Annotated in this window: 24 protein-coding genes; 9 read left to right on the top strand and 15 right to left on the bottom strand. The window is 52.6% G+C overall.

Features of this window, described 5'->3' with window-relative positions:
- The first annotated feature begins 250 nt into the window (after positions 1-250).
- On the top strand, positions 251-2,890 hold the full coding sequence (locus ABKW30_RS17595; RefSeq protein ID WP_348600203.1) for a glycosyltransferase family 39 protein: 2,640 nt from the start codon (positions 251-253) through the stop codon (positions 2,888-2,890).
- 17 nt (positions 2,891-2,907) lie between these two features.
- Here ABKW30_RS17595 and ABKW30_RS17590 read toward each other — a convergent pair whose 3' ends face one another.
- From ABKW30_RS17590 to ABKW30_RS17580, 3 genes are all read right to left on the bottom strand, one after another.
- Entirely contained in the window at positions 2,908-4,020 is a 1,113-nt protein-coding gene (locus tag ABKW30_RS17590) for an ionic transporter y4hA (protein WP_348600202.1), read from the bottom strand.
- Between the two features lie 523 nt (positions 4,021-4,543).
- Positions 4,544-5,503 carry a pyridoxamine 5'-phosphate oxidase family protein gene (locus tag ABKW30_RS17585; protein ID WP_348600201.1) on the bottom strand — a complete coding sequence of 320 codons (960 nt, stop codon included), beginning with the start codon at positions 5,501-5,503 and terminating at the stop codon, positions 4,544-4,546.
- Positions 5,504-5,514: 11 nt separating this feature from the next.
- A complete protein-coding gene (locus ABKW30_RS17580; RefSeq protein ID WP_348600200.1) occupies positions 5,515-6,126 on the bottom strand; it encodes a glutathione S-transferase in 612 nt (203 codons plus the stop codon).
- A gap of 116 nt (positions 6,127-6,242) precedes the next feature.
- Here ABKW30_RS17580 and ABKW30_RS17575 point away from each other — a divergent pair, with 116 nt between their 5' ends.
- Together ABKW30_RS17575 and ABKW30_RS17570 are read left to right on the top strand one after the other, a co-directional pair.
- On the top strand, positions 6,243-7,142 hold the full coding sequence (locus tag ABKW30_RS17575; RefSeq protein ID WP_348600199.1) for a LysR family transcriptional regulator: 900 nt from the start codon (positions 6,243-6,245) through the stop codon (positions 7,140-7,142).
- A 328-nt stretch (positions 7,143-7,470) separates the two neighbouring features.
- Positions 7,471-10,563, top strand: coding sequence for a LysM domain-containing protein (locus ABKW30_RS17570; protein WP_348600198.1), 3,093 nt, complete (start codon positions 7,471-7,473; stop codon positions 10,561-10,563).
- A gap of 8 nt (positions 10,564-10,571) precedes the next feature.
- Here the strand turns inward: ABKW30_RS17570 and hutH are convergent, their stop codons facing one another.
- The 11 genes from hutH to ABKW30_RS17515 all read right to left on the bottom strand — a co-directional run bounded on the left by hutH (position 10,572) and on the right by ABKW30_RS17515 (position 20,587).
- Complete coding sequence (hutH, locus tag ABKW30_RS17565; protein WP_348600197.1) at positions 10,572-12,041, bottom strand: histidine ammonia-lyase; 1,470 nt, start codon at positions 12,039-12,041, stop codon at positions 10,572-10,574.
- Positions 12,038-13,039, bottom strand: a complete 1,002-nt coding sequence (locus ABKW30_RS17560) for an ornithine cyclodeaminase family protein (RefSeq protein ID WP_348600432.1) — start codon at positions 13,037-13,039, stop codon at positions 12,038-12,040. The genes hutH and ABKW30_RS17560 overlap by 4 nt, the downstream gene beginning before the upstream one ends.
- 14 nt (positions 13,040-13,053) lie before the next feature.
- Positions 13,054-14,379 carry an LLM class flavin-dependent oxidoreductase gene (locus tag ABKW30_RS17555; RefSeq protein WP_348600196.1) on the bottom strand — a complete coding sequence of 442 codons (1,326 nt, stop codon included), beginning with the start codon at positions 14,377-14,379 and terminating at the stop codon, positions 13,054-13,056.
- Positions 14,376-15,449, bottom strand: coding sequence for an LLM class flavin-dependent oxidoreductase (locus ABKW30_RS17550; protein ID WP_348600195.1), 1,074 nt, complete (start codon positions 15,447-15,449; stop codon positions 14,376-14,378). Before ABKW30_RS17550 ends, ABKW30_RS17555 begins: the two co-directional genes overlap by 4 nt.
- A gap of 16 nt (positions 15,450-15,465) precedes the next feature.
- Positions 15,466-16,398: an ABC transporter ATP-binding protein gene (locus ABKW30_RS17545; RefSeq protein ID WP_348600194.1), complete on the bottom strand. Its 933-nt coding sequence runs from the start codon at positions 16,396-16,398 to the stop codon at positions 15,466-15,468.
- On the bottom strand, positions 16,395-17,036 hold the full coding sequence (locus ABKW30_RS17540) for an ABC transporter permease (protein WP_348600193.1): 642 nt from the start codon (positions 17,034-17,036) through the stop codon (positions 16,395-16,397). The genes ABKW30_RS17545 and ABKW30_RS17540 overlap by 4 nt, the downstream gene beginning before the upstream one ends.
- Before the next feature lie 4 nt (positions 17,037-17,040).
- Complete coding sequence (locus ABKW30_RS17535) at positions 17,041-17,658, bottom strand: ABC transporter permease (RefSeq protein ID WP_348600192.1); 618 nt, start codon at positions 17,656-17,658, stop codon at positions 17,041-17,043.
- A 105-nt stretch (positions 17,659-17,763) separates the two neighbouring features.
- Entirely contained in the window at positions 17,764-18,645 is an 882-nt protein-coding gene (locus tag ABKW30_RS17530) for a glycine betaine ABC transporter substrate-binding protein (RefSeq protein ID WP_348600191.1), read from the bottom strand.
- 203 nt (positions 18,646-18,848) lie between these two features.
- Complete coding sequence (locus ABKW30_RS17525; RefSeq protein WP_348600190.1) at positions 18,849-19,181, bottom strand: hypothetical protein; 333 nt, start codon at positions 19,179-19,181, stop codon at positions 18,849-18,851.
- A gap of 138 nt (positions 19,182-19,319) precedes the next feature.
- On the bottom strand, positions 19,320-20,021 hold the full coding sequence (locus ABKW30_RS17520) for an anti-sigma factor (protein WP_348600189.1): 702 nt from the start codon (positions 20,019-20,021) through the stop codon (positions 19,320-19,322).
- A complete protein-coding gene (locus ABKW30_RS17515; RefSeq protein WP_348600188.1) occupies positions 20,018-20,587 on the bottom strand; it encodes a sigma-70 family RNA polymerase sigma factor in 570 nt (189 codons plus the stop codon). Before ABKW30_RS17515 ends, ABKW30_RS17520 begins: the two co-directional genes overlap by 4 nt.
- A 218-nt stretch (positions 20,588-20,805) precedes the next feature.
- Here ABKW30_RS17515 and ABKW30_RS17510 point away from each other — a divergent pair, with 218 nt between their 5' ends.
- From ABKW30_RS17510 to ABKW30_RS17495, 4 genes are all read left to right on the top strand, one after another.
- Complete coding sequence (locus ABKW30_RS17510) at positions 20,806-21,588, top strand: DUF4394 domain-containing protein (RefSeq protein ID WP_348600187.1); 783 nt, start codon at positions 20,806-20,808, stop codon at positions 21,586-21,588.
- Between the two features lie 139 nt (positions 21,589-21,727).
- Positions 21,728-21,973, top strand: a complete 246-nt coding sequence (locus ABKW30_RS17505) for a hypothetical protein (RefSeq protein WP_348600186.1) — start codon at positions 21,728-21,730, stop codon at positions 21,971-21,973.
- Between the two features lie 42 nt (positions 21,974-22,015).
- Positions 22,016-22,186 (top strand): hypothetical protein, encoded by a 171-nt coding sequence (locus tag ABKW30_RS17500; RefSeq protein ID WP_348600185.1) that lies wholly within the window; start codon positions 22,016-22,018, stop codon positions 22,184-22,186.
- 87 nt (positions 22,187-22,273) lie between these two features.
- Positions 22,274-22,705, top strand: coding sequence for a BA14K family protein (locus tag ABKW30_RS17495; protein WP_348600431.1), 432 nt, complete (start codon positions 22,274-22,276; stop codon positions 22,703-22,705).
- A 63-nt stretch (positions 22,706-22,768) separates the two neighbouring features.
- On the opposite strand, the gene ABKW30_RS17490 is transcribed toward ABKW30_RS17495, so the two are convergent.
- A complete protein-coding gene (locus tag ABKW30_RS17490) occupies positions 22,769-23,389 on the bottom strand; it encodes an isoprenylcysteine carboxylmethyltransferase family protein (protein ID WP_348600184.1) in 621 nt (206 codons plus the stop codon).
- Positions 23,390-23,552: 163 nt separating this feature from the next.
- On the opposite strand from ABKW30_RS17490, the gene ABKW30_RS17485 reads away from it, so the two are divergent.
- Together ABKW30_RS17485 and ABKW30_RS17480 are read left to right on the top strand one after the other, a co-directional pair.
- Positions 23,553-24,227 carry a response regulator transcription factor gene (locus tag ABKW30_RS17485; protein WP_348600183.1) on the top strand — a complete coding sequence of 225 codons (675 nt, stop codon included), beginning with the start codon at positions 23,553-23,555 and terminating at the stop codon, positions 24,225-24,227.
- Entirely contained in the window at positions 24,224-25,570 is a 1,347-nt protein-coding gene (locus tag ABKW30_RS17480) for a HAMP domain-containing sensor histidine kinase (RefSeq protein WP_348600182.1), read from the top strand. Before ABKW30_RS17485 ends, ABKW30_RS17480 begins: the two co-directional genes overlap by 4 nt.
- Positions 25,571-25,574: the final 4 nt, after the last annotated feature.

Here is a 25,574-nt window from a genome sequence, read left to right as displayed (position 1 = left end):
GGCGGATATTCACTGACAAGCCGCTTCATTTTGATGTGCGGCACCATTTGACTGGTGAGTATCCATGACAAATTCCAAGCAATTCATTCGCCCTGGATGGCGCCAAAGTAACCCCTTCGCGGCAGTCCCGGCGGACACGTTCCGGTCGGCCTGAAGCCTCGCACCAAACACCATTTCCGAGCTTTGTATCTCTTCTCCGGGCAATCGGAGGGCGAATGATGCACGCCTATTTTTGCTGAGTTCCAATACCATGAAACACATTCAATCTATCTCGATTGTCGTGCCCACGCTAAACGAGGCCGAGAATATCGATTTTCTGTTATCGTCAATTGTTTCCCAGCCCAGCGCAGGCGTGGTGTTGGAAATCCTTGTGGCCGATGGCGGTTCGACAGACGGAACATTGGAACGTGTCCGCGCTTGGGAGGCCCAAGCCCCGGTCAGGCTTATTTGCGGGGACGGAACGCAAGGATTGGCGGGCGATGTCTTGTCAGCCTCCCGTTGTGCCAGTGGCAGTATTATTGTCGTCATGGACGCTGACCTCAGCCATCCGCCAGACCAGATACTCAATCTGGTTCGCCCCATTATCGACGGTGCCTGCGATATGGTGGTCGGGAGCCGATATGTGGCAGGTGGTGCCACGCCTGACTGGCCCACATCACGGCGTCTGCTTTCGCGCTTTGGCGGAACGCTCGCATGGCCGATAACAGAACTGCGGGACCCCATGTCCGGTTTCTTTGCCGTTCGCAAAGAACATCTTCTGGCCGTGGACCCCGAAGCTACCGGCTTCAAGATTGGTTTGGAAGTCATCTCCGCTGGCGGGAAGGATTTCCGGGTTGCCGAGATACCGATCATTTTCCGTGATCGGGTTTTAGGTCAGTCGAAGATCGGCCTTGTCCAAATTATAAGTTATATTCGCCGGCTGTTCGTCTTGGGAGGCGGCAACATTTCGTTCGGCACAGCAAGCCGCTTTGCGGGTGCCGGGTTGATTGGTCTGGTATCGGACCTTCTGGTGTTCCAGATTTTGATGGCCACGGGATTTGGTCTTGGCGTGTCTCATACGATCAGCTTCGCCATTGCTGCAATCGTCAATTATATCTTCAATTCCCGATGGGCCTTTGCCCGACATACAGCTAATCGGCAGAAGCGGGACTGGATACGTTTTGCTCGCTTCCTGACGGTTTGCGTTCTGGCTTTTTCATTGCGGGGCGGTATCGTCGCCTGTGCTGTCCAGCTCTTCGGATTGTCACCCCAAATGGCTTTGATCCTGGGTATCGGCGCTGCCGCAATCGTGAATTATTTCGGTAATGCGTTCTTTGTTTTTCCAACGTCGAACTCGCGGACGCCCCTGGATATCTCATGGCGCGTGGCTGCTATTGGCGTACTGGGATATGTTCTGGTGCTCCGGCTGACCTTCCTCGGAGTGGTAGATCTCATTCCTGAGGAAGCATATTATTGGAACTACGCGCAGCACCTCGACATTGGATATCTCGATCATCCTCCCATGGTTGCATGGCTTATCTGGCTGGGAACGAGCCTGTTTGGCAACACAGAGTTTGGCGTACGCATCGGTGCTTATGTTGCGTGGATGGTGACGGCCTTTTTTGCGTTTCAGTTCTCCCGCAATCTGTTTGGAAAATCAGCCGCACTTGTAAGCGTTCTTTTGGTAGCTGCCCTACCCTTCTTCTTTTCCACGGGCATCCTCATGATGCCGGATGCGCCACTCACTGCCGCTTGGGCAGGCACGCTATATTTCCTGGAAAGAGCACTGCTCGGCAATAAGCGCGGGGCTTGGTTTGGCGTCGGCATTTGTGTCGGACTCGGCATGCTCTCCAAATATACGATCGTTCTGCTCGGGCCCGCTACACTCATCTTCCTGCTCTGCGATTCCGGGTCGCGGCGTTGGCTGCGACGGCCGGAACCCTATATTGCAGCGGCAATTACCGTAATGCTTTTTTCGCCGGTGATCTTATGGAATGCAATGAATGAATGGGTGTCGTTTGAATTCCAAAGCACTCGGCGGCTTAACAGTTCAATCAATTTTTCATTTCCAGCCCTGCTTGTCAGTATTGCTGTTCTGCTGACGCCATTCGGATCACTCGCTGCGCTTGCCGCATTCAGGCAGTTGAACTTTATTGGCAATAGCCGCGATGTAGCGACCGCCCGCAGATCAGTGTTCATCGCAAGTTTCACTCTCGTTCCGCTATCGGTCTTTGTTGCATTCAGCCTGTTTCACAGCGTGAAACTGAACTGGACAGGGCCGATCTGGCTCGCCTTTATCCCGGTAATTTCTGCCGCAATAAGCAGCAGTACGTCGCGGGTCGACAGCGTTCTGCGGCGATTATGGGTTCCTACCCTGGCGTCAACGCTCGTTATATACGGGCTTGGTCTTCATTATCTGACGCTCGGGCTGCCATTTACTGGCTATATCGGCACTATCCGTACCCTGCCTGTTGCCTGGCAGGAATTCGGTACTGCCGTCGGAACGGTTCAAAAATCAGTCGCAGAACGCACCGGCAAGCCAGTTCTTCTCATTGGTATGGACAGGTATTTCCTGGCCAGCCAAACCGCCTTCTATAATCGTCTCGACAAAGACCCTGTCGGCAGCTCCGTTGGTAGCGGCGTCGTGGGAAAAAACAGCCTGATGTATAACCACTGGTTTGATCCGGCAGACATGAAAGGCAACAATGCCATTTTATTCAGCCTGAAGCGGCACGAGCTGGAACAGGATACCTTGGATGATCATTTCCAACACCTTACGGATATCCGGCAACAGGAAGTGCTGAAACAGGGTGTGCCTGTGGGCAATTTTTATTACAGGGTTGGCTACGACTTTCGTGGTTGCCCTTACATAACCGAGAAAACTCCGCTGAATTCCTGCAAACACGAATAGCTTGTGCCGGTGCTCTCTCAGGGAATCGCGGAAAACAACATGAACACCGCAAAGATTACGAGATGAACCGCGCCCTGCAAGACTGTCGTCCTTCCAGTACCAAGCGTTAGCGTGCTGACGAAAAGTGTCAGCAGGAGAAGCGTCATGTTTGCTGGAGATATGCCAAGCACCAGATCCTGACCGAGGACAAGCGATACGATGGCAACGGTGGGAATCGTGAGCCCAATGCTGGCAATTGCCGATCCCAATGCGAGATTGATACTGTTCTGCAGCTGGTTTTTAACCGCAGATTTCGCTGCCGCTATTCCCTCTGGTAAAAGTACGATGGCGGCGATGACGACACCGACAAAGGCTTGGGGTAGTCCAGCAAAGGCAATTGCCTTGTCCAGTGATGGGGACAAGGCTTTCGCCAATAAAACCACGGCAACCAGTGAAACCAGCAAAAGCCCAAGTGAGGCCAATGCAACGCCGTCCGTTGGTTTTTCGTATTGGGTATCGTTTTCATCAACACCTTGAGCAACGACGGGCGCATCAACAAAATAATTCCGGTGCTTTACAGTTTGCACGAATACGAAAACGCCCCACAACACCAGTGCTACGCTGCCGACAAATATCACCTGCGTGCTGGAAAAGGATGGCCCCAATGCAGTCAGCGTATAATTGGGCAGAATAAGCGTAAGCGCCGCCAAGGTGCCTAATACTGCTAGGGCCGACGATGCACCCTGCAACTGGAATGTTTGTTCGAAATGCCTCGTTCCGCCCATGACAAGACAGAGACCGACAATCCCATTGAGCACAATCATAAGCGCCGCAAACACCGTATCGCGGGCAACGGCTTCGCTGCCAGGCGCACCCGACGCCATGATCGACACGATCAGGGCGACCTCAATGACAGTAACTGCAACCGCGAGAAGAATTGATCCGAACGGCTCGCCGAGTTTGAAGGCAAGCACTTCAGCGTGATGCACGGCTGCAAACACCGATGCGCCCAATAGCAATCCTGCCAGAACAAGCATGACTGCCGCATCGGACGGAACAAGATCAAGAAACTTGAGCGCCAGCAGCCCTGAAGCCAAGGTGGGCATGACCCACGTCCATGTTGGAATTGTAGCATGGTGCGCGCTGGCCATAAGATTACCTTCAAATCAAAATCGTAAGTTCTTCTAACATTGGCACGGACCTGAGTTCCATCCCGTATGCCAGAATATCTCTCAAAATCTGCGTTCAAATAATCAATTTAAATGGGCCGGTTGCTGAATAGGCTTATTGCCTGAGATCGCTTCGGATCGTGTTGATCCTTTCAGCCAAAGTCAGAGCGAAACTGTCACCTCCTATCTTGCACGCGGTTTCAGTGATTATGTCGAAGTCAATAATGTCTGAAATGCCATTTGCGGATAAATTTGACAGAATTCCCGCGATCAATGTGCGCTCGACTGCATAATCCATACTAAGCCGCTCAATCATCTCGGATTGTTCTCTGAGTATGCCGGATAGACCATAGGAATTAGTTTTCATCGACTTGCCATGCTGTAATGCCATGTAAATTAACTACCGGGATTCTCCTTTCGCGGGCATACATAGTTGTAACTAGATCGACAGTTGTTAGGTCGACAATTTGAATTAATGATATTGCCTGACATGATTTGCCGGAAGCTACGTTTCGGAAGCCCAAACCCCGGTTGCAAGTGAATTGGGCGACCAGCCCTCTTCCGCCATCTGGAAATCCAAAGGTAGCCGACCGCGCCGCCTTACGATCTTTTCGGGAGAAAATTTCCAGAACATCTCTGCGCCTTCGAAACGCTGCGTTGGCGATGCGTTCAGGATGGTGGCTGTTCCGGTCATCTGCAAAAGCTGCCCATCTTTCACGAAAACAAAACCGGCCTTCGGATTCACCAGAAAATTCCCAAGCGTATTATAGAAACGGTTCCCCATGAATTCCGGGATAATCAGCGACCCGTCTCTGGCTATACCTACGAAACCTGCCCGTCCGCCTCGGTGCGAAACATCGACCTGTCGCGAACCATCGGCGTGATCGGCATAGGAGGCGACGAAGAAAGTGTCAGCTTCACGGACTAGGCGTTTTGCTTCGTCATCCAAACCTGTCATTGACTCGGCAGTGCCGTTGTAAGGCTGCCGAGGATCATCAAGCAGATTCATGCTGCGAAGCTGAATGTACTTTGGACAATTGCCGTAACTCTGCTCCACGATGAGGCGAAACGATCCATCGTCAGTCCTGTCGACGTACCCGTTCAGCCTGTTGCGGCGTCGTGTTCGCAGATCGATTCCAAGCAATGCCAAGGCCGCACCATCCTCCATGCCCGCATCGGCGGGGTCGGATGGATCTCGTGGCAGGTCAACATGGAGCGCATTTGGATCAGGTGCAGTCATGAAGCCGGGGTGCCCTGCCCGAACAGTTGCCCAGGCATTGCCAACAGCATCAACCGAGCCCAGGACGACCATCGGCAAAAGTGGATAGAACTCCCGGTGCTGATCCAGCAGTTCAGTCCGGATAACCTTTTTTCCAATTTCTGCCATGCGGGCTGCAACGCCCATGTGGTTTTGCAGCGCCACCTCTCCAGCATGCCAGGGCGGCTGAATTCGCTGATTCAACATAACGGCGCTCCTCAGGCGGCAGCAACTTCTGGCGTTTCCTGAAAGGGAACGAAGTTGGGCAGTGCTTCCACGCGTCGTAACCATGCCTGTATTGCACCGTAATCCGACAGATCAACTTTGCCTTCAGGAGCGCGAGCTACATAGCTGTACAACGCAACGTCGGCGATTGTCGGCTGGACTGCTGCAATCCAATCCCGCGCGGTTAATTCAGCTTCGATCAATTTCAAAATGCCATGGGCTCTGTTTATCACCTCGTCAGGACGAAACGGCGCATTAAACAGCGTCACAAGACGCGCCGCAGCCGGGCCGAATGCTACCTGCCCTGCTGCGACTGACAGCCAACGTTGTATTTGGGCGGCGCCCGGAGCATCTTCCGGCAACCAATCACTACGACCGAACTTCTTGGCGAGATAAACAAGGATAGCGTTGGAATCTGCGATAACGGTTGTCCCATCAACCAGAACGGGGATTTGCCCAAAGGAATTGAGCTTTCGGAACTCTTCCGACTTGTGCTCGGCAGTCTTGATATCAACCAGCACCAACTCGTATTCGGCTCCAATGAGCGAAAGGAAAAGCTGCGCCCGATGAGAGTGACCTGAAAGTGGATGATAATAGAGTTGCATTGGTTTCGCCTCGCTGTTCAATTTATCTCAGGCGAATGTGATTGCTTTTTATTGGCAACTCAATCCATACAGTAGACACTTAACTATTGCAGAAATTGAAATAATAGAGATTGCCCATGGATCGCTTGGAATGCATGCGGATTTTCAGTCTGGTTGCCGAACGGGAAGGCTTTGCGAGTGCTGCGAAGACTTTGGGAATGAATGCTGCAACCGTCACGCGCGCGGTCGCCAGTCTTGAGCGCTCTGTGGGAGCCAGATTGTTGATCAGGACCACGCGTTCGGTGAAACTGACGGAATCAGGCCTTCGGTATCTCCAGGATTGCCGCCGAATTTTGTCGGAGATTGCCGAAGCCGATGCCCAGGCAGCAGGCAGTTTTTCCGCGCCGGCTGGTACTCTCACCATTACAGCCCCCACCCTCTTCGGCCGCCTTTATGTTTTGCCGATCATTCTGGAATTTCTCGACCTTTATCCCGGGATCAGTGTGCGAACCGTGTTTGTTGATCGGGTGACCAGTTTGATTGATGAAGGGATTGATGTTGCAGTGCGAATTGCTCACCTTTCCGATTCCGGTTTGAATGCCATTCGGGTCGGATATGTAAGGCGTGTAGTCTGCGGCGCTCCTGCCTACTTTCGTAAACATGGCATTCCCGATACACCCGGAGCGCTTCGTCAGCACCAGCTTATTGCACGCAGCGGCATATTCGGAACACTTGAATGGAGCTTTGGCAAGGACTCCGCAATCAAAGTTCCGGTGCATAGCCGTTTTCTTTGCAATACTAACGAAGCAGCAATCGACGCAGTATCAGCCGGTTGGGGCGTTTCACGTTTTCTTTCATATCAGGTTGCGCACGATATCCAGTCGGGCAGATTACAGCGGGTGCTGGCGGATTTTGAGGAGGACCCGGTGCCTATCCATATTATCCATGCTGAAGGACGTACCGCATCAGCGCGCATGAGGGCATTCGTCGATTTCGCTGCAAAACGGCTAAGATCGAACGAACACATCAGAAAGTAGATGGTCGGATACTGTCGTCAAATTCGAGTTTTTGCTCCATGTATACTCAAATAAAGTAACAGTATTGATAATATTCGTGAGATTCACGAAGTCAAAAGTGTATCAGTACAATTTACGATGTGTTTTTATGGGAAATACTGCGTATATTTGCTGCAAACACAGCAAAAATTGTCATTTCATTGCTTTTGTCAGTTTATGTCAGCATAAATTACGACGCGCATTCACTCTCCGGATCGTCCGTACAAATTATACAGCGGTTGCCAAAGTAAACCGGCTTACATAGATTTCTCTCCAATTCGACATGACCATTACGCTGAGGTATTCCGCCATGGGACTATTCGATCGTAGCCGCTTGTTCTCACCTCTTCTGCGCAACCCGGTGTTCAACCCGGCCGCTGCGGCCAATACGGATATATTCAGCAAGGCAGTTCAAACGGCTAAAAAACCGGATGTGCCGCAGGGCAATCCCGAGCAGGAGAAGGATGGCCGGATCGATCATGGTATTCAGAGGGGCGAAACGCTCAGCGGTATCGCCCCTCTCTACCGGCAGGAAATTCCCGATATCCTCCTGACCAATCCTGAAATCCGCAATCCTGATTTGATCAATGAAGGCGGTTCTCTACGTGTATTGAGCGAAGAACGGCGTACCAGCCTGCAAACGATCAAAAACTTGCAGAGTGAGGCGAGCTCCGCCACCGATCCGGTTGTCAAAGAAGACAAAACCAAGGCGCTGAAAGTTGCCGTCAACACCGATCTGATTTCGGCTGCCGAGAATGGAGCTTACACGCCGGCGACACTCAAGACCTTGCTTGATGAACGGCAGAACGACCTTGTTGCGCTTGGTCCAAAGGACGATTCTTATAAAACATTGGTAAAAGGTGAGCGGAAGACCATCGAGACCGATCTCAATGCTGTTTTTGCCCCGCTCAGCGACAAGATAATTATCGCGCAGGATAACCCGGCCAAATGGCCGGAAGTACAGGCTGAAATTACCAATCAGTTCGATCAATTAGCGAAAGGCGCGCCGGACAAGGGTGAGGCAGCGATCAATCGTGCTCGTGAAACGTTGAAGCAATTCGGCCCCGAAGATGCCAACTTTGTTCAGGCACTTGACGCCAGCGGGCATGAAATCCTTGTCGCTCGTCCGGCGAAAGCTGTCCAAGATGCCTATCGTAAAGGCGAGTACGCCTTCTTCGGTGGCGACGACAGCTTCAAGAAAGAGGCGCAAAAGGAAGATGGTGCAAGGCTGGCTGCCAAAGCACTCAACGAGGTAACAAAGGGCGTTACGCCCGAAACAGCGATCTTGATCATGCAGGAGGCCAACAAGCCGACAGAGGCTTTTGGCGAGAAAGTGCAATTGGTCAGCGAGATCGAAAAGACTATCGGCAAACGCACGGCAATTGAATCGGGTGCCATTCCAGATCACAGGCTGGGCGGCAAGAACAGTAATATCTCCGGAGAAATCAAACTGTCGCTCAATCTCGGGACGCGCGACATGTTTGGCGATCTGTCGGAGGTGATGGACCGGATTTCTACAGCCCCTCAAGGCAAGACAATTGTCGAGAACAGCGCCAAGTCCATAGCCAATGCCATGGCTGCGACCGAAGATCAGACATTCAAGGATTGGGAAGGAAAACTTCCCGAGGAAGTCAAAGACTTCTCGCTCGATGAAAAGAAGATGATCGGTAAGGAAATGGGCATTCCCTACCCCGAGATAAAGGCGACTGATCCAAACAAAGCGGGTGACCCCTTCCGCCTTGCGATTGCTAATGGAAAAGGCCCGTCCCTGACAATTGCCCTCATCACCCAGTTGAAATCCTCAGGAAAGACCTCTCAAGCCAACAATCTGTTGGGCGCTGCCATAAAAGGCACCGATGAATTCAAGACCAACAGCCAGAATGTTGTCGGAGAGTTTGCCAAGGATAATCTCGTCGTTGCGTCGGATTGGAAGGATGCGCTTTCAAGCGAACAGCTAACGAAAGGTATCAACGACTCCCTTGCCAAACACCCTGACAGCAAAGCAAATATGGACGAACAGGGAGCAAAAATCGTTCGGACGCTCGATGCGTTGCATGCTGGCGAAGACGGTCTCAAGGGGCTTGAAGGCTTTGATAATTACCAGAAAGCAGTCAATGGATTGCAGACAGACGAAAAATCCTCTTTTGCAGTAACCAACAGCGAGAGCGCCTGGACCGAAATGGGTCGGCTCTATGTCACGAGCGTCGAAAAGCCGACAGGCGTGGAAGTTCCAAGCACCCCGACGCTATATTGGACTGGGCGCTCGATAATCGGTTTGAACCGCACCCTTTCAGCATATGGGCAATTGGGCGGGACAAAACTCTACCAGCCGCCAACCCCAGGGAGCATCGATACGGCTGCGCGCATCAGTCCGCAGCCAACGGACCCACGTTTGGCGCAACTTGCGTCAGGTTATCTTGCAACACCCGAAGCCGCCAAAAACCCTGTCATGCGCCAAAAGGCTATCGAGGATATCAGCAAGGCTTTTGAGGGATCGAAATTTGATCCGCGTATCGGCATAACCACCACGTCTCCGTTCGGGAAAGGCTTGGCAGGTGTACAGGGCTCCCTCTATTTCTTGAGCGCTCAGGACACTTTTGCCGCAGATAGTCCGCTCTATAAGGCTTTCGGCGCTTTCCTTTACACCGGCGCTGCTTATGAAGTCACGCAAATGGGTGCAGGTCATCTGCAAAACCTTGTTCAAAACGGCAAGCTCCCGGCTGGCGGTTTCTGGGATAAGACTTCGCAGTTTGCCAACGTCAATGGCACGCCGCGCTGGGGATGGTTCAGCAAGTATTTTGATCGCATAGGCGGCGCGTTGATGATTGGTTATACGCTTGATTTCGCAGCCAAAGGGCAATGGGCCAACTCCGCCTTCGCGGCCACAACGACGCTTGGCACGTTCCTGTCTATGATGAAGTCACCGAGGGCTGGTCTTTGGGGTGCCGGTCTCGCTGTTGTCGGCGTTATTGGTGAGTTCGCCTATAATTCCTACCGCAAAAGTGAAGCCGCAGCTTATTACGAGGGCCCTACAGAACAGTTCCTCATTCAGGCTGGCTTCAAACCGGAATCAGCGAAGATCCTCTCCGATCATGACGGGGAAGGTAATAGCGTAGGGCTTGCCCTCACCCCGTTGGCCAAAGAACTCGGAATGACACCGCAAGCTCTCACTGAAGCGCTTCGCAAAAATGAGGATACTGCCAAGCTACGGCTTTTCGTAGATCAGGTGCACGGTGTGGAGCCAAACAAAGAAGGTGTATATCCTTTGACTGCTCCACCTCGCCAAGATCCCATCGAAATGCCGGATGGTGGCATCGTCTATCCGAGCGGGCCTCCCGGCCAATCCCGATCCATAGAGGAACTTGCACTGTGGACCCGCGACAACCTGATCCTGACAAGCTGACGTAACGTTCATCTGTGGATCATTGAATAGACGAGTTTGGAGAGATCGTCGCTTAGCGCCCGGTCTTCTACCAATTGAGCTGACAAGTCACGCACGAAATGATGTATCTGCGAAGTGCCGGAACCGCAGATATGTTGGGGCTTGAGATCAACGGCTTGTGCCGCCGCAAGCAGCTCGCAAGCCACAAGCTGGCGCCACAGATCAATCATGTCAGCGCATTTGGAGACCGCAAGAGGTGACTGCGTGGCATGGTCTTCAACGCCTTCAGAAACCGGCAGGAAATCCAGCATGACCGGATTGGCTTTGTGGCGGATCGCTGCAAGTAGCGCTACGACTGTCTTTTGCAATGGGATGAAGCCTGCCGATGCACTACCAACAGGCGTAAGATACTTGGGAAGACCGTTGCGTGACGAGCCGGTCAACTGAATGAATCGTGCAGCGCTGGCAGCAGCGGCTTGCGCTATGGCAAGACCCAATGTCTCGAATGCCAGCGCCAATGCTGGTGTATGAAAATTGCCGGTTGAAAGCACGCGTTCTTCTTCAATAATCACCAAGGGATTATCAGCCGCAGCGTTCAATTCGATTTCAATTGCGTGCTTGGCAGCTTCCAGTGCTGTGGCCAGTGCTCCGTGGATTGACGGAATGCAACGCAGGCTCAAGGGGTCCTGTATGGCAGATTTAGCCTTATGCAGCGCCGAACCATCCAGCAATGCCGCGAGTTTTTCGGCTTCTTCGATTTGACCGGAGGCAGGTCGTGCGCGTTGCAGGGCCGGTGTCAGAATAAGCGGATTGCCACCCAAACCTTCAAAGCTTAAAGCTGCAGCCTGTCGCTGAAAATCAAACAACGCCAATGCATCGACAACCGCAAGTGCGCCCTGCCCGACCGATACTGCGGAAGCGTTAAGCAGCGAAAGTCCATCTTTTGGACCAAGTTGCGAGGGTGCAAGTTCGGCCAATTTCAGAGCCTGAGCCGCCGGATAAATCACCCCCTGATATTCGGCGTTACCCTCACCTATCAGACTTTGGGCAAGCGCCGAGAGCAGCACGAGATCACCCGCTCCAATCGATCCAATTGAAGGCATGACGGGGTGAACCTGTTTATTCAGGAGACTGAGCAAATCAGTAAATACGACAGGCGAAATGCCCGAGCCTCCCACCGTTAGCATTGAAAGCCTTGCAGCCATGACTGCCCGGGTTAATTCGCGGGACAAGGATGCTCCCACCCCCATGCCGCGGCCACGCACCAATTGCTGTTGGAATCCCGTGATATCGCTGCTGACAGATGTTTTGAGATTGGCACCAAGTCCGGTGTTTAACCCGTAAATGTGCTGTCCGGATGCAGCGACTTTATCGAGTACTGCTCGTGCCTTTGCCAGCCGTTCATATATTTCCGGTGCAATCTCCACTACCGCATTGTTGCGAGCTATACCGGCAATATCTGCAGTGCTGACTGGGCCTTTGCCGAAGACGATATTCATGCAAACCGCAATCGCTGACCAATCTTGGCGGCCTTGGCTTTTTCAAGCATGGCATAACCAAGTGCAATATCGCTGAGTGATAAGCCGCGATGCCAGAAAAGGATGGTTTCTTCATCGTTCTCACGACCAACCTTGTGGCCGGCAACGATCTGCCCGAGTTCAGCGTGTAAAGTCTTTTCGGAAAGCTTTCCAGCCTCGACATGAGCGCGGAGCGAGCCGAACTTTCCGCCCTTGCACTGCCCCCAATCATCAACAACAAGCTTGTCCATGATGTCAGTCAACGACAGTTCGACGGCGCTCATGGTGCCATAAGGCACTACGAACGCTCCCGGCTTGATCCAATCGGTTTTCAACATCGGCTCGGGCGATGGCAGACGTGAAGCTTCGACGATGATATCAGCGCCTTCAACACAGCTGCGCCAATCATCGGTTACGATGATCTTTTTGCCCAGATCATTTGACAGCTTTTCCGCAAAGGCTTCACGGCTTTCCGGGCGACGCGAATGCACCCTGATCTCGTCGAAATCATAAAGGTGGTTGAGCAGTCGCACATTCCAGTAGGCAGTGCCACGCGCTCCTATATGGCCGAGAATCTTCGAGTTCTTTCGGGCCAAATGCTTTGCACCCAAGGCGGTAATTGCGCCCGTCCGCATATCGGTGATTGCCGTGGCATCGATGATGGCACGTGGAACGCCGGTGCGTGGGTCAAAAAGGTTCAGCACGCCAAACTCGGAAGGATAGTTTTGTTTGTAGTTGTCTACAAAATCGCCAACAATCTTGACGCCAGCCAAATCCAATGGTGCAACATACCCGCGCAACACATTGAAATGACCATTGAAACTGGAATCCGGTTCAAGATGCACCCGGGGTTCAATAACGGTTTGATTGTTGCCTTGTGCGGCAAGCGATTTCTCGATGGCATCAAGAATTTCCGCGTCGGTTAATGCCAGCGCTTCGATATCGAAGGCGTTCAAATAGTCGATATAAACGGGTTTCATATTGTTTTCTTTGCTCATGCGGCATGCTCCGGAATTCTGATGCCCAGATTTTCGCGCAGTGTTTTGCTTTCATATTCCTCACGGAACAGACCACGGCGGCGAAGTTCAGGCAGAACCAGTTTGATAAAATCTTTCAGCGCGCCGGGGAAATATGGGGCCATGATATTGAACCCATCGGCAGCCTTGGCACGAAACCGCTCTTCCAGTTCATCAGCAATCTGTTTGGGTGTCCCGATCAACTGCCAGTGCCCGCGTGCACCTGCAAACTTGCGGGCGGACTGCCGAATATCCAGATTTTCCCGCCGCGCCTGATCGATAATCAATTGCTGGCGGCTTTGAATGCCATCTGTTGGGGGCATATCAGGCAAAGGTCCGTCGAGCGGGTATTGCGACAGGTCTTTAATGCTCAAATAGCTGGCGAGTAGTGCCACGCCAACCTCATCGGGAATGAGATCCTGCAACGCTTCATACTTGGCCCTCGCCTCGCCTTCGGTATTGGCAACAATAGGCGAGACACCGGGAAGTATTTTCAGATCATCCGGCTGCCGTCCAAACCCCGGCATCCGCGATTTCAAGTCTGCATAATAGGCTTGCGCTTCTTCGATTGTTTGCGCGGCAGTGAATACCACATCCGCTGTCCGAGCAGCGAGATTTTTGCCTGCATCCGATGCGCCTGCCTGAACCATAACCGGGCGTCCCTGCGGTGAGCGCGGGCTATCGAGTATGCCGGTTACAGTGAAATGTTTGCCGTGGTGGTCAACTGGATGAAGTTTAGCTGGATCGGCATAGACTCCATCTTTTACGCGGTATGCATCGCTATCAACACCGTCCCACAAAGCCACCGCTGCACCGGCAAATTCTTCTGCGCGTTCGTAGCGTTGTGCGTGTGGCCTCAGTCCACTTGAAACAAAGTTCTCGGCTTCAAGTTCACTGGCAGAGGTAACGAGATTCCAGCCTGATCGCCCACCGCTCAGTTGATCCAATGAGGCGAATGCTCGTGCAAGACCATAAGGTTGGTTGTAGGTGGTTGATGCGGTAGCAACCAGCCCGATATGCGTTGTATTGACCGCCAGTGCAGCCAAAAGAGACAGTGGCTCAAACATTGTCGAACGCGCGGCCTGACTGGCGAGATTGGGATCGCGCTCCCGGATTGCAGCCGCATCCTCGACAAATATCATGTCAAACTTTGCGGCCTCGGCCATGCGCGTCAGTTCAATGAAATGTTCAATGTTTACTCCGGCATCGGCAATTGCATCAGGATGACGCCAAGCTGCGATATGGTGTCCGCCAGCCATAAGGAAAGCGCCAAGTTTCATCTGGCCTGAGTTTTTACCGGTCATCGTGATTGCTCCGCGATAATGGCGGCGGGATGGATTGGCCTTTGCAGCCCTAGATGGTCACGCAAAGTTTTGCCGGCATAATCATCGCGAAACAGACCGCGCTTGCGCAGTTCCGGGATTACACTGTTTACGAACGCATTGCTGTCATCGGACACTACCGGAGGAAGGATGGTAAACCCATCAACCAGTTCGCTCCACTCTTCGAGCCGGTCTGCAATTGTCTGTGCTGTGCCGATCAATTCGATACCCGCGAGACTGACATCGCCTGCCAGATCATCAAGCTCCTGTCGAAGCTTGGCCGCGCCTGCTTCGGATTCGGCGACATAGGGCACGACATTTGCCAGAACTCTAACATCACTTCGGTTGCGGCCATTGCGATCAAAAGCCTGCTGCAAATCAGAAATAACGGACTTCAATTCCTCCAGCGTCCGCACATCCAAGAAAATTATCTCGGCCTTTTGCGCGGCGAGTTCCAAGGCCAGCGACGTTAGCAAAGTGGAAATAACAGGCTTGCCCTGTGGTGATCGATTGACATTGAGCGGGCCACGAACCGTGAAGTTTTCGCCCTTGTGATTTAGGACGTGCATTTTCTCAGGTTGGAATAAACGGCTCTTCGCCTTGTCATAAATGAAGGCATCATCCTCCCAGCTGTCCCACAATCCGCTGACGACTTCTATATATTCGGCAGATTTTACCGGAGCTGCTGAAGCAATATAGTTCCACCCCGCCCGGCCGTGACTGATGGTATCAAGTGAAGCAAAACGGCGTGCCAGATTATATGGCTCATGCTGATCCATAGCCGCGCTGGCAATCAAACCGATTTCGCGCGCAATGGTCGCCAAGGCGGAGATTAACGTTGTCGGCTCAAACGGCAGAGTTTGGGCGGATAGATTGTCAACTGGGCGATGACCAAAATTGTCTGCAAAAAAGACAAAATCCAGCTTGGCGTCCTGCGCCTGTTTCACCTGCTCCGAAATTCGGCTGAACTGAAGCGTATTTGACGACCCATTTTTTTGCCACGCGGCGGAATGATGGCCGAACGGCGTAATGGATATTCCAAGATGCATCATTGCATTTCCTTGAGCATCAAACCGAAAAAATGGCGTCGCGGGTCAGCTTGCCCGTCACGGTGCCATGCTCATCGACCACTGCAAGAACGTCGCTGTTGGCGGCAACCATCAGCGCCAGCGCATCGCGCAGATTACTCGTTTGCCTGACTGTACTTGCATTCTTTGAAGGTGCGTCGCCGTTCATGGCATCACCGACAGTAAACAGGCTAAGACGTTTGATTGCTCTGTCTATTCCGACGAAATTTTCGACAAAAGCGTCTGCCGGATGTGACAGTACTGCGTCTGGCGTATCATATTGAACGATCTTGCCGTCTTTCATGATGGCGATGCGATCACCGAGCCTGATCGCTTCGTCGAGATCATGCGTCACCAATACGACAGTCTTTTTGACCCGCTGTAATATCTGGCGAAACTCGGCTTGCAGTCTTGTGCGGGCGATTGGGTCGATTGCGCCGAAAGGCTCGTCCATCAGCAATACGGGCGGATCAGCTGCCAGTGCGCGGGCAACACCGATACGTTGGCGTTGCCCGCCGGAGAGTTGACGAGGATACCGCTTCAGCATTTCCTTCGGATCAAGACCGACCAGATGCAGCAGCTCCTCCGTCCGGCTCCTGATTTTCGCATCATCCCAGCCGAGGAGCTTCGGTACCGCCGCAATATTCTGCGCGATTGTCATATGTGGAAACAACCCGACCTGTTGGATCACATATCCAATGTGCCTGCGCAATTGTACGGGATCGACCTTGGTTACATCTTCGCCATTGACGATAATAGTGCCTTCAGTTGGATCGATAAGGCGGTTGATCATCCGCATCGTCGTCGTCTTGCCGCAACCTGATGGCCCGATAAGCGCGGTCGTCGTTCCTTCGGGTATGACAATCGACAAGTCATCAACCGAAGCAGGTCCGCCGTCGGTATAGCGTTTGGTGACGTGTTTCATATTGATCATGCGGTAGATCTTTCTGAAAAGAAGACTTTCTCGGCAAGGCCAAGGATGAACTCGGTTCCTAATGCCAGAAGTGCGATTGGAATTGCGCCGACAAGCAGGCGCGACATATCCATCATGCTGATACCCACGGCGATGAAATCGCCAAGGCCACCGCCGCCAATGAATGGCGCGAGCGTCGCTCCGGCCAGCACCTGAACGGCAGCGGTGCGTGCTCCGGCAAACATGGCTGGTGCTGCGAGAGGAATGCGGATTTTGCGCAATACCTGCCCACGGCTCATACCCATGCCGATTGCGGCTTCGACCGCATCGGCATCAACGTCGCGCAGACCGATAAACGCATTAAGCAGGATTGGCGGGAGAGCGAGAACCGTTAGCGCGACAATAGAGGGCCAGAGCCCGATACCCAGCAAAGGCATCATGATCGCGAGGATGGCAAGGCTCGGAACGGTTCGTAATGCATTGACCGTGTTGATAACGGTGAAAGCAAGATTGCTTCGATTGATAATCAGGATCGCCAGCGGCAATCCAATCGCAAGCGCAATTGCAAGGGAAACACCCGACATGACGAGATGCCGGCCTAGTGCCTGATAGAATTCCGGCTGATGTTCAATAATCCAGGTGAAGGCTGTGCTTAACATGATGTCAGCGCCCCCTCGCCATCAGTTTTTCGGCTTGGCTTAGAACGACATCAAAGAATGTCGCCATCAGCGCTGTCAGTATGCCGCCAACCAGAATCTTCTCGGTGTATTCCTGATCGATCCCCGTGAGGATGATGGTGCCGAGACCACCTCCATCGATGAACGCCGCCACCGTTGCAATGCCGATTACTGTGACAAGCGCAATTCGAATGCCGGAAACGATAAGCGGCATTGCCAAGGGTAGTTCAATGCGAACCAGCCTTTGCCACGCGCTGTAGCCCATTCCATCGGCAGCATCGAGCACATCGGCGGGAACGCCGCGCAACCCCGTCACGACATTGCGCAGCAGGATGAGCAAGCAATAGGATGAAAGGCCGACAAGCGCAGGTTTGGTGCCGAGCCCCAGCCACGGTATGAGCAAGGCAAACAAGGCAAGGCTCGGAATGACAAAGATAATTCCGGTTATTGTCAGTACGATCGCATAGAGTTTCTGGCGGCGGGCGCAGATAATACCCAGTACCAGTGCGATAATCAGTCCGATGAGAACCGAGGAGACGGACAGGAACAGATGCTGCCAGGTTGCGGTCAGTATTTCTGGAATATTTTTTGGAGCCCAATTCAAAGGAATGTCCTGTATTGCCGGTTCTGCAATGAAACAGCGGAGATGCAATCATCTCCGCTGGATACTATCGAATGGTCAGTGGAACTTTTGGTTCCGCTAAAAACCTTAGAGATTGTTCGCTTTCAGGAATTCGGCAGCCACTTCCTTTGGTTCCTTTTTGTCACGCTCTACGGCCGCGTTCAGATCACGCATATTTTCGTTATTGAGCAGCGGGCTGATCTTGTTGAGCACTTCGGCAATCTTCGGATTCTTCGCGAGCGTATCCTGACGGACCACAGGCACGAGATAATAGGGAGGGAAAAGATGTTTGTCGTCATCAAGCACGACAAGCTTGCTGTCTGCGATCTGCCAATCGGTGCTGAATCCGTAGGAAACATCGATATTGCCGCTTGTCAGTGCGCTGTATCGAATACCCAATTTGGCAAAAATACGGAAATCCTTGAATTCGATGCCGTAGACCTGCTTCAGGCCGGGCAATCCATCCTTGCGCTCGCCGAAACCGCCCTCTGCACCGAATGACAGGTCTTTGGACGCAGGTCCAAGATCGGTCAATGTTTTCAGCTTGTATTTTTCAGCGGTTGCCGGAAGCGTAATGATCGCATAGCCATTGTTGATCTGCGTTGGGTCAAGGAGGGTCAACTGCAGGTTCTTTTCGTAGTAATCCTTGACTTCCTTGTAGATTTTGTCAGCCGAACCCGAGAGGTCGCCTTTAACCACCGAAGCGAGCGCTGTGCCGGTATATTCCGGATAGAGATCGATTTCACCGTTGGTAAGTGCCGAATGCGCTATGAGAGTAGCGCCAAGGTTCAGCCTGCGCTCGACCGTCAGGCCAGCCTTTTCCAAAGCCTGTGCGTAGATTTCGGCAACGACGAATTGTTCCGTAAAATTCTTGCTGCCAATCTTCACCGTTTGGGCAAAGCCTGCACTCGCACCAGCGAGCGTTACAAGAGCACCTAGACCAAGCGCAGCGATACTTTTCAAGATCATGATTTTTCCCAAGAGCTATCGTAAGATCCCGACGTATCTTACTGGTTTAACTAATCATTTTTCATGCTATCAATCTTGATCATCGGTTTCGTAGAATGCTTTCCCATTTTCACCCGTATAAGTAGAAATTATTTACCAGTGGATTGCAACCGCCGCTGAGGCCGTTGCTGCCATCTTGCGGCAACATGTTCCAGCAGCACCTCCTATTGTTCCGCAGTGCCATAGAGTCCCTCCACGACTTCCTGCGCTTGTGAAATGAGCGCGATGCAGTCACCCCGGTTGATGGGTTTGGCAAGCTTCACGGCCTTGTTCTTCAATGCATCATCCAAAGCCATCACGCTTTTCTCGCTGAAAGACGTCACTCCTTTCAGCTCCGTAATTGTTTCAATCACCCGGTTTCTCTTTGATCGGTAAAGCGGGTCGTCACAAAAGAAAGACAGCTTCAACAGCTCCATTTGCGCCGTTACTATTGCATCACCCTTTTCGATGCTTCCGACGGAAACAAAAGCTCCAAGCAACAAGACAGTAATCATCATTGGCTCCCAGTGGATATTGAGCCAAATGGTGATGCGGTTTGATTACAAATCTATTGATACTTGGATCGTCAGGACTAATCCCTTTGATGTATATTGTCTTCAATATTTCGGCTTAACAATTCGTTGGTCACAACAGGATCACCGCGCTGCTTTTGAATAGCCTTTGACCAGTATAGGACCTGTCGGGCGACCGGTTGGAGATCCCCCGCTCTGTTCGACCGTGATTTCGTATAGTTGATCGAGTCGAGGTCTTGGCAGGTTTGGTCCCTCAAGTACCGCCGTGCTTGACGTTGACAGCAGACCCAGGGATACCGGGCCCATCTCCTTGGATGGCAAAGTCCAGACCTGCATCACCTTGTCTTCAGGCACTGCGAAATCCGCCAGCAGTGTAACCTTGGCGCTCCGATCACCGAAATCTTCCACCAGAGCCTGCGCCTGCCCTTTATCGTCCAGAAGAATGGCGATAACCACGGGGTCTGGCTGATTATTCAAGCTCCATAAAAGACCTGCCGCCAACAGGATCGATGCCGCTGATGCCGTCAGAGCAAGTCTGCGCCAGAAAGAACCATTATTGCTGTTTGCCGCGACTGGGAGGACGTGTGTACCATCGGCAGACTTATCCAGCCGTGCTGAGATATTCTCCCACATTTCGGGCGGCACCGACGCCGGTTTTGCGGTCATGTCCAGTTCCAGAAAGCGCTCGCGGCTATCCGAAACTGCACTTTGCATGGCTTGATCGGTCAGCAGAGCAGATTCAACTGCTTGCAGTTCGTTATCGTCCAGTAATCCGAGAACGTAATCGTCGGCGAGATCAGGAACGGAGCGGGTTTCATCGCTCATGCCATGCACTCCCGCAAAGCTGAAAGCCCTCTTCGAATCCACGCCTTGGCCGTTCCAAGAGGAATACGCAGTCTCCCGGCGATTTCGCCATGGGTATAGCCGCATATATAAGCCATCAGGATGGGTTTTCGCTTAGTCTCATCAAGTGCAGACAGGCATTCCCTCAGCCGGCTTTGCACTCCCAAATCTGCCCAAGCCTGATCCACGTCTTCGTTCAGACCGGAATCCGCCAGCGTCACCAGAAGATTTGGTTCTGTAAGGTCTTCATGCCTGCTGGCTCTAATCGTGTTGAGAGCCCTATTGCGGACAATGCTATAAATCCAGCCTCTGGCCGATCCCCGTGAAGCATCATATTGATGTGATTTGGTCCAGATTTGCACAAAGCTGTCCTGCACGACCTCTTCGGCGAGTTCTCTACGGCGCACAATCCTTTGGGCTATCGCGATCAATCTGCCGCTTTCCGCTTCGAAAAGGGTACGCAGAGCCTGCCGCTCCCCGCGTGCGCACCGGATGAGCGCGGCGGCAAGGTCCGGTTGTCCAATGCCCGTCGTTTCGTTGTTCCGCATGATCACTCGCAAATTCGAGCCAAATCCGGCCATCATCTATCCTTGCCATGAATTAAACAGCTCCGTCCAGCGTTGGAACTGCACCAGTTATTCCGACTACACGGGAGTTGGCGATTTGGATGCAAAGTTTTTTTGACTGCCACTGCATCCAAAAACGCAACTGGCGTGTCTAACCTTTGAAGCGGTCAGTCCGGCCTGCTCACACAGGGAGTTTCATTATGAAAATCGTCAGTTTTCTGGTTGTTGCAGCCAGCTTTGGTGTTGCTGGTTCTGCCCTCGCCGCGCCCGCCGTCGGGCTTGTTGGAGACAAGACATTGATATTCTTCGATACGGACAAGCCTGAAGTTTCGAAGTCAATCGATGTCGAAGGCGTCGACAAACTTGTCGGAATTGATTTTCGCCCCGGTAACAACACGCTCGTGGGCGTAACTCCGGATAGCGGCATCGTCACGATCGACCCATCAACGGGAGCAGCTACAAAGCTTTCAGCGATGAACAAGGCGCTTGAGATCGGTGCTGCGCCGGTGATTGTTGACTTCAATCCCATGGCAGATCGACTTCGTTACATGAGCGGAACCACCAATCACCGCGTCAACGCGGATTCCGGTGAAGTTACCGTCGACGGGCCACTGGCATTTGCCGAAGGTGATATGCACAAGGGCGAGAAACCAAACATCGTGGCAGCGGCTTATATCAATTCGTACGGAAAGCCTGAAAAGACAGCGATGTACAATATCGATGCAACCATCGTTGCTTTGATCCAGCAGGCCCCACCCAATGATGGCCAGCTGAAGGCCATCGGTAAGCTCGGCATTGAAAAGCCTGCAGCAAACTATGCGTTCGATATACATACGGACAAGGACGGCAAGAACACAGCCTGGCTGGTCAACGGCAGCAACCTTTATACCGTCAATCTTGAAACGGGAGCGGCAACGCTGTCCAACGAGATAAAAGGTGCAAGCGGCGAACCTCGCGCCATCGCCATCATGCAAGCCATGTAATCCAGCATTGCCAAGCCGGATGGCTGCAATGCCATCCGGTGATTTTTGATCTGCGATGGAACTGCACCCTGTTCCGCGAGTTCTATGGTAGCTGTACAATAGACAGCATAGCCCTTCTCAAGCTGCGGTAGATCAAATCATGAATAATTATTGGTTCAATATGTGGCTTCTGGGCGCGGAATCCCAGCGGGTTGTCTGGCTTAGAATGTGGAAAATGTCGGTTGGCGGCCCTGCTGCACTGGCTGAGGCTAATCTGATGCTCCAGGAGAAAATTGACACGGCTGGTCAATCGGCTTTTCGCCTGGCGATGGGATCTTCGCCTGCTTCGATCGTCAGCAATTATCGCAGGAAAGTCAAAGCCAACGAGCGTCGTTTATCGCGCTGAGCCCAAGCGCTTCCTGCTCCAGATCTGCCAGTCTTGGTTTGCATGAGTGATATTCTTTCTGAAGATTGTCCTGATTCATGTCTTGCCGTGTTTATGAACGTGCATGCGGACAACGCTTATGCTCAATCCTCTACCCCAAAACTGCCGGGTGCTGCCTGTGAAGTAGCAATGCCTGAAACTGCTCCCAACGCGCTCAACGTTACAAAAACGTAATCTTTCAGGGCACTTGGAAGGTGTTATGTTCATATAGTATTCATCTGGAACAAGTCATTCTAGGGTTCTTATTCAGGAGGAATAATGATGAAAAAAATAGTTTCTGGAATATTTGCAGGCGCCTTGAGTTTGGCAATGGGTTTCACGTCAATCATCCCGGCATCGGCAGCTCCGTTTGTATCTGCCCCGCTTGAAATCAAATCGAACGTCGATCAGGTGCAGTACCGCAATGACAGGCGTTGGCGCGGCGGTCATAGCTGGCGTGGGCATCGCGGTTATCGTAATTCCCGCCCCGGTTATCGCCGTCATAATGACGGTTGGTGGTATCCTCTGGCAGCCTTTGGTGCCGGTGCAATTATTGGTGGAGCCATTGCCAATCAGCCGCGCCGGGTAGCCCCGGTGCGTGGTAATGCCCATGTGCAATGGTGCTATGACAAGTATCGCTCCTACCGGTCTTCCGACAATAGTTACCAGCCCTATGGCGGGCCGCGTGCACAGTGCTATTCGCCGTATAACTAACCAGGTGCCACATCAACAAAAGGCGGCTTTTCGGAGCCGCCTTTTTCTTTGGCCCTGGTGACGTCAGGGAATGAACGCCACTACCGGTAATCCGCCAGTGCCATGCAGGCTTTCCAGCAGCCACGCAAATGGGATGGCTGCAAAATAATGCAGCGAGTCAAGAAGACCGGCGGCTGCGGTTTCCGCAGAATAATGGGCGGAACGGCCAGAGCGCCAACGACGTATGTTTGGGATGAAACGCATTATATGACGCCGGTAATATTCGTAGTCGACACCGTGCAGCTTTGCCAAAAAGCGCTCTTCGCGCTTTATCGTCGATGAGAAGATTATCAACGCGGTCATGCCAAATGCAAAACCATAGAGGAGACTGCCAATCTGAAGCCCCGCTCCAACAGCGCCGAGAACCGAAAACAGATGATAAGGGTTCCGGACAACTGAATAGGGTCCGTATGTAACAAGTGGACCGGTTCGTATTGGAGGAATGAAAAGACCGCACCAGCTGCGTCCTGCAACGCAGATGGCGATCAGCACAAGGCCTGTCATACGGATTGAGACAGACGTTGCGCTGTCCGTGGCCCATTGCGGCTGAGTTATAAGCAGTAGTGTGGTGAGCGTGCCGAGTGCCAGAATGGTACGTCTTCGTTTTAATGCCGGCCTTCCCGCTGTCCCCGAAACATTTGCCATACTTGACCCCGTTCGCTTCAAACAAATATGAGCAATGGTGAATTGGCGGGATTGCAGCAGCATTGCGCGAGTTTCCGATATCGTGAACATGCACGTAATACTGACGCAACTGTCCATCCCGATATTGCGGGCAAACTGGCAGCGTTTGGAAGTGAGGAATCATATGCGTCTATTGCTTGTCGAGGACGAGCCGCAAATGGCGGAGGCATTGAGCCAGGCTTTGACGCAGTTTGACATTATTGTTGATCACGCGCCGACGCTCGAAATAGCCAGATACGCCGTGAGCGAACAGGTTCATGATGCGATAGTACTCGACCGGCAACTGCCGGATGGGGACGGAATATCGCTTTTGACCTATCTCCGGTCCATTAATTTAAGCATTCCTGTCATCGTGCTTACGGCGCTTGGTTCCGTTCCGGATCGTGTCACGGGACTCGACATGGGTGCGGATGATTATCTCGCAAAACCTTTTGCCGTCGAGGAGCTTCTCGCCCGCGTGCGCGCTTTACTGCGCCGCCCCTCCGCAATCGCCCCGCTTATTGCCACCTTGGGCAAGCTTGAATTTAATCTCGATAGTCGCGAAGCTCGTGTCGACGGAGTAGCACTCGATCTGCCGCGGCGAGAATTGCTTGTTCTGGAAGCGCTTATTCGCAGGCAGGGTCGCACCGTATTGCGAAGCGCTCTTGAGGAAGCGGTCTATGGCTTCGATGATGAAATCCAGTCCAATGCGCTGGATTCACACGTCTCCCGCTTGAGAAAGAAGCTTTCCGATGCCGGAGCCGATGTGGAAGTCCATGGTATACGCGGTGTAGGCTATCTGCTGCGGTGCCTGCCATGAAACCATTCTCACGGAACTCTCTCAAACGAAGGCTGATCTGGCAACTATTGCTATTTCAGGTCGTGCTGCTTTTCTTATTTGTTCTGGCACTTGTTGCATTGCTGGTGCGTGCCGATCTTGGCGGCGCATTGGTTGATCCGGAAGTCACGGAAATTGCTGCACGCGCAATGAAACGGGACGAAAACGGTCAATTGAAACTGGTTGAAACCGAAGAACTGAAGGCATTGCGTCAAGCTGTCCCGGACTTCTGGTTTGTAGCTCGCAGTGAGCGTGGAGAAGTCATCGCGGTTGGAGACGTTCCGCCGGTTTACCAAAACATGGCAAAACATCTTGATCGTGTCAGCTTTGCCGATATCCGCGATATGGTTCAGCCTTATACTTATTCTGCGGTAATCCGGGAAACATCAGGCCCCGCCGGCAAGTTTACCGTTTTGGGCGAAGGAAGACTGTTTAGCCTGACCTTTGTTGTTCTGTTCCTGTCAAATCTCCTGATGATTCCGATCCTGCTCATCCTGACGATCATCACCATTGTAGCGATTCCATGGATAGTCACTCGCGCCTTTTCCGGTTTGGCTGTTGTGGCAGGACAGGCGGAGGAAATTGATATTGACCGCCGGGGTAATCGATTGCCTGATAGCAATGTCCCCGCCGAAGTTCGTCCACTGGTGCACGCGGTCAATGGCGCTTTGCAGCGTCTCGATGCAGGTTATGAACGCAATCAACGCTTCATTCTTGATGCAGCCCATGAGCTGCGCACACCTATTGCCATTCTGCAAACGCGTGTTGAAACCATGCCTGCCAATCCCCTTCGTACGCGGCTCTTGGCTGATACGGGGCGGATCGCGGCTCTGGCCGAGCAACTCTTGGACTTGCAAAGGTTGGACCGTGACAAGGCAACCTTCAAGCGCGTCGACCTTGCGGTTATCTGCAAAAGGGTTGCTGCAGACCTTGCGCCGCTTGCAATTGCGTCCGGATACGAGCTTTCCGTGGAGGCTGAGGAAAATGGCGTACTTGTTATCGGCGATACAGGCGCACTTGAACGCGCCGTTATCAATCTTGTCCAGAACGCCATCGAATATGGTGGACAGCAAGGCGATATCAACATTCGCGTTGAACGAAACGGAGTGATTGAAGTTTCCGACGAAGGCATCGGAATTCCTTTGAGTGAACGCGAGCAGGTTTTCGAGCCCTTTTATCGGCTGCACCCGCGCGATCATGGCGCGGGGCTTGGCCTCAATCTCGTAAAGGAGATCGTGAGCCGGCATGGCGGGCATGTGACCATCGTAGATGGTGTCTCAAGCGGCGCATGTTTCCGGATTACAATTCCCCTCGCCGCTTCTTAGCTCA

This window comes from Phyllobacterium sp. SB3 (genome assembly GCF_040009165.1).
Taxonomy (GTDB): Bacteria; Pseudomonadota; Alphaproteobacteria; order Rhizobiales; family Rhizobiaceae; genus Phyllobacterium.
This window is presented reverse-complemented; position numbering and strand designations above follow the sequence as displayed.